Source organism: Pseudomonas sp. CCNWLW23 (genome assembly GCF_037095675.1).
Classification (GTDB): Bacteria; Pseudomonadota; Gammaproteobacteria; order Pseudomonadales; family Pseudomonadaceae; genus Aquipseudomonas; species Aquipseudomonas atacamensis.
On the sequence record NZ_JBAWKM010000043.1, the window covers coordinates 1 to 8,347 of the forward strand.

The 8,347-nt window shown below is 63.8% G+C and carries 8 protein-coding genes; all 8 read left to right on the plus strand.

Features of this window, described 5'->3' with window-relative positions; genetic code table 11:
• A partial coding sequence (locus tag V8J63_RS27425; protein WP_336464951.1) for a 3-hydroxyacyl-ACP dehydratase FabZ family protein occupies window positions 1-592 on the plus strand: 592 nt, incomplete at its 5' end.
• Window positions 585-1,319: a glycosyltransferase family 2 protein gene (locus tag V8J63_RS27430; RefSeq protein ID WP_323163899.1), complete on the plus strand. Its 735-nt coding sequence runs from the start codon at window positions 585-587 to the stop codon at window positions 1,317-1,319. The genes V8J63_RS27425 and V8J63_RS27430, both read left to right, overlap by 8 nt.
• Window positions 1,316-2,263, plus strand: a complete 948-nt coding sequence (locus V8J63_RS27435) for an LpxL/LpxP family acyltransferase (RefSeq protein ID WP_336464952.1) — start codon at window positions 1,316-1,318, stop codon at window positions 2,261-2,263. The genes V8J63_RS27430 and V8J63_RS27435 overlap by 4 nt, the downstream gene beginning before the upstream one ends.
• Window positions 2,244-3,788 carry an HAL/PAL/TAL family ammonia-lyase gene (locus tag V8J63_RS27440; protein WP_336464953.1) on the plus strand — a complete coding sequence of 515 codons (1,545 nt, stop codon included), beginning with the start codon at window positions 2,244-2,246 and terminating at the stop codon, window positions 3,786-3,788. Before V8J63_RS27435 ends, V8J63_RS27440 begins: the two co-directional genes overlap by 20 nt.
• Complete coding sequence (locus V8J63_RS27445) at window positions 3,781-4,206, plus strand: acyl-CoA thioesterase (RefSeq protein WP_258710887.1); 426 nt, start codon at window positions 3,781-3,783, stop codon at window positions 4,204-4,206. The genes V8J63_RS27440 and V8J63_RS27445 overlap by 8 nt, the downstream gene beginning before the upstream one ends.
• A complete protein-coding gene (locus V8J63_RS27450; RefSeq protein ID WP_016772032.1) occupies window positions 4,203-4,805 on the plus strand; it encodes an outer membrane lipoprotein carrier protein LolA in 603 nt (200 codons plus the stop codon). The genes V8J63_RS27445 and V8J63_RS27450 overlap by 4 nt, the downstream gene beginning before the upstream one ends.
• Window positions 4,789-7,119 carry an MMPL family transporter gene (locus V8J63_RS27455; protein WP_336464954.1) on the plus strand — a complete coding sequence of 777 codons (2,331 nt, stop codon included), beginning with the start codon at window positions 4,789-4,791 and terminating at the stop codon, window positions 7,117-7,119. The genes V8J63_RS27450 and V8J63_RS27455 overlap by 17 nt, the downstream gene beginning before the upstream one ends.
• Window positions 7,116-8,279, plus strand: coding sequence for a sodium:proton antiporter (locus V8J63_RS27460; protein WP_336464955.1), 1,164 nt, complete (start codon window positions 7,116-7,118; stop codon window positions 8,277-8,279). Before V8J63_RS27455 ends, V8J63_RS27460 begins: the two co-directional genes overlap by 4 nt.
• Window positions 8,280-8,347 lie beyond the last annotated feature (68 nt).

The window sequence follows — 8,347 nt, forward strand, 5'->3', positions numbered from 1 at the left end:
CGGTGTGGTTCAGGAAAACCGCGCCTCGCTCGGTGCGCTGCTGGTGCTCAGCGAATCGGGCCTGTTCGCCCTGCGCGAGCACGGCCGCCGTGGCCTGACCGAAACCCTGCGCAAACATCTGAGCCAACATTGCGAAGCCCTCGCCCTGCCCCGACGCTGGCGCCTGCTGCGGCAAATGCCGTTGAACAGCCAAAGCAAACTGGCGCAAGCCGACGTCGAAGCGCTGCTGCTGGCCGCACGGCCGAAAGCCCCCGAAGTGCTGGAGCAGAGCGCAAGCGACGGCGAATGGAGCCTGCAACTCAGCGTGCCGCCGGATCTGGCCTACTTCAGCGGACACTTTCCCAAGGCACCGGTTTTGCCCGGGGTGGTGCAGGTGGAATGGGCGCTGAATCTGGGTCGGCAGTTGCTGAAGCTGGACGGCGCGTTTGCCGGAATGGAAGTGCTGAAATTCCAGCAACTGGTGCGCCCGGGTGATGAAATCCAGCTGCATCTGCGTTTCGATGCCGAGCGCGGCAAGTTGTACTTCGCCTATCGCAACGACACGGCGACGTGTTCCAGCGGACGCATTCTCCTGGGGCCTGCCCATGCATAACCCCTGCGCCGTAATCCCGGTGTACAACCACGAAACCGCGATCACCACCGTGGTCGATGCCCTGCTTGCACAAGGTCTGCCGTGCATTCTGGTGGACGACGCCAGCGAGCCGTCCTGCGCGCGGGTGCTCGACGCACTGGCCGAGCGCGACAGGGTTTTTCTGGTGCGCCTGACGGCCAATCAGGGCAAGGGCGGCGCGGTGATGACCGGCCTGCGCGAAGCCTCGCGTCTGGGCTACAGCCATTCCTTGCAGGTCGATGCCGACGGCCAGCACGATTTGCACGACGTCGCGCGCTTCGTCGGCGAATCCCGCGCCCATCCCGAGGCGATGATCTGCGGCTATCCGCTGTTCGACGAGAGCGTGCCGAAAGGGCGTTTGTACGCGCGCTACCTGACCCACGTGATGGTGTGGATCAACACCCTGTCGTTGCAGATTCGCGATTCGATGTGCGGCTTCCGTGTTTATCCGTTGGCGCCGACTCTGGCGGTGATTGACTCGGCCAAGGTCGGCAAGCGCATGGATTTCGACTCGGACATCCTCGTGCGTCTGGCCTGGCGCAATCAGCCGATGCGCTGGCTGCAGACCAGCGTGCATTACCCGTTGGACGGTGTATCGCACTTTCGCCTGTTCCACGACAACGCGCTGATTTCCAGCATGCACACGCGGCTGTTCTTCGGCATGTTGCTGCGTTGGCCGCTGATTCTCTGGCGGCGGCGGAAACCATGAGCGAAGAAGTCGACAATAAGCACTGGGCCGACCGCGAAGAGCGGGGCAGTTTCCTGCTGATGAAATTCACCGCGTTCGCCGCCAAAGTCCTCGGCCGCCGCCTGCTCAGTCCGTTGCTGTACGGCATCGTGCTGTATTTTTTCCTCTTCGGCCGCGTCGCCCGGCGCAGTGCCTGGCAGTACCAGCAGCGGCTGGCCGCGTGGAGCCGGCGCGACGATCTGCGCCCGAGTCACTGGCGGGTGTTCGGCCAGTTCATGACCTTTGCCGATTCGCTGCTCGACAAGCTCGACGTATGGAACGGCAAGCTGAGCATCGAGCAGATCGAAATCATCGACCCGGCGCTGCTGCGCAAGCAGTTGCGCGGCAGTCGCGGGCAACTGCTGGTCGGCGCACATCTGGGCAATCTCGAAGTCTGCCGGGCGCTGGCGGAGATCGGCGAAAAGGTCACCATGAACGTGCTGGTGCACACCAAGCACGCCGAGCAATTCAACCGCTTGCTTGGCGAGGCCGGGGCGACCAATCTGCGCCTGATCCAGGTCAGCGAACTCGACCCGGTGATCATGCTGCAACTGCATGAACGACTGGAACGCGGCGAGTGGCTGGCGATTGCCGGTGACCGCGTGCCACTGCACGGTGGGCGCAGCGTGACGGTGGATTTTCTCGGCCATCCGGCGCCATTTCCGCAAGGCCCGTGGTTACTGGCCGGCCTGCTCAAGTGCCCGGTCAACCTGCTGATGTGTCTCAAGCAACCCGACGGCCACTATCGCCTGACCCTCGAACCGTTCGCCGACGCGGTGGTGTGGACACGCCGCGAGCGCGAGCAGGTCATTCATCAGTGGGCCACTCGCTACGCGCAGCGCCTGAGTCACTATTGCCTGGAAGCCCCGCAGCAATGGTTCAACTTTTACCCTTTCTGGAAGACCGATGACGACGCCAACCCATGAGCCGGTAACCTTCGGCGAACGCCCTTTGCGCATCGAAGACGTGCTGGCCCTGGCCAACCGTCAGGCGCCCGTGCAGTTGCAGGCTGACGCCGACTATCGCGAGCGCATCGCCAAGGGCGCGCGGTTTCTCGATTCGCTGCTGGACAAGGAAGGTGTGATCTACGGCGTCACCACCGGTTACGGCGATTCCTGCGTGGTCGCGGTGCCGCTGCATCACGTCGAGGCGCTGCCGCGTCATCTCTACACTTTTCATGGTTGCGGCCTGGGCAAACTGCTCGACGCGCAGGCAACCCGCGCGGTGCTGGCGGCGCGTTTGCAGTCGTTGTGTCACGGCGTCTCCGGGGTGCGCGTCGAACTGCTCGAGCGTCTGCATGCGTTTCTCGAATACGACATCCTGCCGTTGATTCCCGAAGAGGGTTCGGTGGGTGCCAGCGGCGATCTGACGCCGCTGTCCTATGTCGCCGCAACCCTGTCCGGCGAGCGCGAAGTGATGTTCCGTGGCGAACGTCGTCAGGCTGCCGACGTGCATCGCGAGCTCGACTGGACGCCGCTGGTGCTGCGCCCGAAAGAGGCGCTGGCGCTGATGAACGGCACGGCGGTGATGACCGGCCTCGCCTGTCTCGCCTTCGCTCGCGCCGATTATCTGCTGCAACTGGCCACGCGCATTACCGCGCTCAACGTCGTCGCGCTGCAAGGCAATCCGGAGCACTTCGACGAACGTCTGTTCGCCGCCAAACCGCACCCGGGGCAGATGCAGGTCGCCGCGTGGTTGCGCAAGGATCTGGCGATCGACGCGCCAACCGCGCCATTGCATCGTCTGCAGGATCGTTACTCGCTGCGTTGCGCGCCACATGTACTCGGCGTGTTGGCCGACAGCCTGAACTGGCTGCGCGGCTTCATCGAAACCGAGCTGAACAGCGCCAACGACAACCCGATCATCGATGCCGAAGCCGAGCGCGTTCTGCATGGCGGGCACTTCTACGGCGGGCACATTGCGTTCGCCATGGACAGCCTGAAAAATCTCGTGGCCAACGTCGCCGATCTGCTCGATCGGCAACTGGCGTTGCTGGTCGACGAGCGCTACAACCACGGCTTGCCGAGCAACCTCTCCGGCGCACCCGCCGATCGGGCCATGATCAATCACGGCTTCAAGGCGGTGCAGATCGGCACCAGCGCCTGGACCGCCGAAGCGTTGAAGAACACCATGCCGGCCAGCGTGTTCTCGCGCTCCACCGAATGCCACAACCAGGACAAGGTGAGCATGGGCACCATCGCCGCCCGTGATGCGATTCGCGTGCTGGAGCTGACCGAACAGGTCGCCGCCGCCACCCTGCTCGCCGCCAATCAGGGCGTGTGGCTGCGCGCTCAAGCCGCCGATGCGCGCCCGCTGCCGCCGGCACTGGCGGCGATGCACGACGAACTCGGCAAAGACTTCCCGCCGGTCATCGAAGACCGCGCGCTGGAAGGCGAATTGCGCCTGTGCCTGCAACGCATCGCCGCGCAACACTGGAGGCTGCATGCGTAGTGCCGGAGTGCTTCATGCCGATAGCGAAATTCTCGTGCCGTTTTTCGACGTCGACACCATGCACGTGGTCTGGCACGGCCATTACGTCAAATACCTCGAAGTGGCGCGCTGTGCGCTGCTGGACAAGATCGGCCATAACTACACGCACATGGTCGAGTCGGGTTACGCCTGGCCGATCATCGACCTGCAACTGCGCTACGTGCGCAGCGCGGTGTTCGGCCAGCGGCTGAACGTGCGCGCCAGCCTGATCGAGTGGGAAAACCGTCTGAAGATCAACTATCTGATCAGCGACCTGCAGACCGGCGAACGTCTGACCCGCGCAAGCTCCGTGCAGGTCGCTGTCGAAGTCAGCAGCCGCGAGATGCAACTGGCTTCACCCAAAGTCTTCACCGATGCCGTGGAAAGGATGCTGCGATGAATGTGTTTTTCAGAAGCCTCGGCGCGTTGACGCTGCTGGCCGTGTCGTCATGGGCCAATGCCTTCGACCTGCAACAACTCAGTGAACAACTGGCGAAACCGGATGTTATCCACGGCCAGTTCATCCAGGAAAAACACCTGCGCGCCCTGCCGCAGCCGCTGATCAGCAAGGGCAGCTTCGTCCTCGCCAAAAATCATGGCCTGCTGTGGCTGTTGAAAACTCCGCTGCAACAGGATTACCGCATCACCGCCAATGGCATCGCCCGCCGTGACACCAACGGCTGGCAACTGCTGCCGAACAAGAGCGCCGGCGCCGAGCAGAACCGTTTGTTCCTCGCCGTACTGCAAGGTGACAGCAGCGGTTTGCAGCGGGATTTCGAACTGGCCCTGAGCGGCACGGCGCAGCAGTGGCAACTGACTCTGACGCCGCGTTCGATGCTGCTCAAGCAAGTGTTCAAGCAGATCAATATCGATGGCGGCGCCCTTGTGCAAACCATCGAGCTGCTGGAAACCCAGGGCGACAGCACCCTGCTGCGCATGCAGGACAGCACGGCCGAGCAACCCCTGAGTGAAGCGGAGCAACATGACTTTGCCGAGTGAACGCAGGCTGCCTTGGCTGTTTCTGAGCCTGCTGCTGGCCGTCGTCGCGCTGGCTGCCTGGCAGTGGCGCGACGGTGCGCCGCTGTCGGCCAATCTCATGGAGCTGGTACCCGGGACCAGTCCAGACGCGCTGGAAGTGCGCGCCGAACAGCGCATGCAAGAACCGCTCAATCGCGAAATGCTGGTGCTGGTCGGCCACGCCGATCGCGAGCAAGCGCTGACCATGGCCCAGCAACTGGGCGAACAATGGCAGGCCAGCGGTCTGTTCGAAACCGTGCAATGGAACCTGCAAGCCGACTTGCCGGCGCTGCGCAAGCAATTGCTGCAAGGGCGTTTGGCGATGCTCTCGGCGGATGATCGGCAGCTACTCAGCGAGCACCCCGACGCGTTCATCCAGCAGCGGGTGCAGGCGCTGTTCGATCCGTTCAACGGCTTCACCCTGGTGCCGAGCCAGGACGACTGGCTGGGCCTGACCGGGCGCATCCAGAACAGCCAGCCGAAACATGGCGCAGTGCAACTGGACATTGGCAGCGGCGCACTGGTCGCCGAGGCCGACGGCAATAGCTGGGTGATGCTGCGTGCGCGCACCACCGGCAACGCCTTCGACATGAACCTGCCGTTGCAGGTGGCAGAGCTGCTCCAGCACAGCCGCGAGCAAGCGGCGCAAAGCGGCGTGCAGTTGCTCGCCGCCAGTGGCCTGCTCTACGCCGCCAACGGCCAGCAACAAGCCACCCGCGAAATGACCTGGGTCGGCGGTGGCGCGACGGTCGGCATTCTGCTGTTGCTGCTGTTGGCGTTTCGCCGCTGGGGCGTGCTGCTGGCGTTTGTGCCGGTGCTGGTCGGCATGCTGTTCGGCGCGGTGGCCTGCGTGGCGCTGTTCGGCCACATGCATGTGATGACGCTGGTGCTCGGTTCGAGTCTGATCGGCGTCGCCGTCGATTACCCGCTGCACTATCTGTCCAAGAGCTGGAGCCTCAAGCCGTGGCGCAGCTGGCCGGCCCTGCGCCTGACCTTGCCGGGGCTGACCCTGAGCCTGATCACCAGCGTTATCGGCTACCTGGCGCTGGCCTGGACACCGTTCCCGGCGCTGACGCAGATCGCCGTGTTCTCCGCTGCCGGCTTGCTCGGTGCCTATCTGTCGGCGGTCTGCCTGCTGCCGGCGCTGCTGAAAAATGTCCAACTGCGCCCGGCGCAATGGCCGCTGCGCCTGGCCGAACGCCTGATTCATCTGCGTGAGGCGCTGCTCGGTTGCATGCGCACGCCCGCGCTGCTGGCCCTGCTGATCGCCTTCTGCGTCGGCGGCCTGATGCAGTTGCAGAGCAAGAACGACATCCGCCAATGGGTCGGCGCGCCGCAGCATCTGACCGACGAAGCGCAGACCATCGCGCGCATCACCGGGTATCAACCGACCAGCCAGTTCTTCCTGATCCGCGCGGCCAATCAGGAGCAATTGCTCGAGCGCCAGGCAGCGCTGAGCGAGCGCCTGCAGCAACTGGTCAACCTCGACAAACTGCAAGGCTATCTGGCCCTCGATCAACTGGTCAGCGCGCCGAGCCAGCAACAGCAAGTGCGCGAATCACTGAACAGGCTGCCGTCGTTCTGGCAACCGCTGCTCGATCTCGGCGTGCCGGTGACGGCGTTGCAAAATGAATTGCAGCAATTGCAGACCCTGCCCGCCGAAGACATTGACGCCGCGCTGGCCGGCCCACTCGGCGAGCCGTATCGGACACTGTGGCTTGGACCGACTGAAGACGGCGTCGCAGCAATCACCAGCCTGCAGGGCTTGAACAATCCGTCATTGCTGCGGGTGCAGGCACTGGACTTGCCGGGAGTGGTGCTGGTCGATCGCCTCGGTGACCTGAACAAGGTGTTTGCCGCCACGCAGATCAGCGCCGCCGAACTGAAACTGGCCTCCTGCGTGTTGATCGTGCTGGTGCTGATGCTGCCGTTCGGCCTGACTGGCGCACTGCGCATCGTCGCCCTGCCACTGCTGGCGGCGCTATGCAGTCTGGCCAGCCTTGGCTGGCTCGGTCAGCCGCTGACCCTGTTCAGCCTGTTCGGCCTGTTGCTGGTGACGGCAATCAGCGTCGATTACGCAATCCTCATGCGCGAACAGGTGGGCGGCGCGGCGGTAAGTCTGCTCGGCACCTTGCTCGCAGCCGTGACGACGTGGCTGTCGTTCGGCCTGCTGGCGGTCTCCAGTACGCCGGCGGTGAGCAATTTCGGCCTGTCGGTAAGCCTCGGTCTGGCGTTCAGCTTCATGCTCGCACCGTGGGCCGGGCGCCATGAACCGGTTGCGGAGCCAGCGGCATGATGGTCTTCGGCTTCTGGTTGCTGGCCTTGGCGCTGTTTGCCCTGGCGACCCGGGTCGGCCGTCACTTCGGCCTGATTCCGATCGTCAGCCAGTTACTGCTGGCGAGCTTCGGTTTGCCGTTGCTGATGTATTTCTGGATCGAACCGGGCTGGCAGCTCAGCGGCGCACAACTGATCGCCCCGGACTGGTTGAAAAACCTCTACAGCCTGAGTTTCGCCTTGCTGCTCGGGCATATCCTCAGCGATGTCATCGATCTGCGTCTGGATCGCCAGAGCGTGAAAATAGCTGTGCCGAGTTTCGCTGTGCCGTTCGCTTGCGGGCTGGCGGTTGCGTACTGGTTGCTGCCAGCGCAGCCGTGGCTCAACGCACTGGCGATCGGACTGGTCTTCGCCATAACGGCGATCCCGGTGTTGTACCTGTATTTGCGCCACATCGATTACCCGCCCGCTGCCACACGGCGTCTGGTGCAAACCGCGATCCTTATCGATCTGACCTGCTGGACGCTGTTCGGCCTCGCCCAAGGCAGCCTGCACTTGAGCAGCCTGTTGCTGCCCGTGGTCATGGCCGGCGTGCCGCTGCTTTTGCACCTGCTGCGCGTGCGTCGCCCGCTGACCTACAGCCTCGGCTTCTTCGCCCTGCTGGTCATGGCCGAGCATTACAAACTCAACGCGCTGATTTTCGGCATCGGCTATCTGCTGTGCATGGCGCTGCTGCAAGTGCCGTTGGTGCTGCCGTTGCCGGCACGCTGGATGAGCCGCTTGCAGACGTGGATCGCGATCCCGCTGATCCTCACGTTCGGTATCGTCCAGATCGACGTGCACAGCGCCCTCGCCAGCCTTGGCGCCGGGCAGTGGGCGGCGCTGCTGCTGTTGCCGATTGCCAGTAAACTGCTGGGCAACTGGCTCGGCCTCGGTTGGGCGGGCGCCTCGTTCGCTGGCGCCAGCCGCTGGCGCGAAAGCGTGCTGCTGAACATTCGCGGCCTGAGCGAAATCGTCTTTCTCAATCTGCTATTGCAACAACAGCTCATCACCCCGGCGCTGTATTTCGCGCTGATGCTGATGGGCCTGATCGCGACGCTGCTGCCGGCCCTTATCGGTCTGCATCGCGCGCCCCTGAATCTGAACAGTCCCTTGCCCCGGAGCTCACGTGCCAATCGTTGAAATGGAATCCCGTCAGGTCGTGATCATCGGTGCCGGCCCGTCCGGCGCTATCGCCGCTGCCCTGCTCA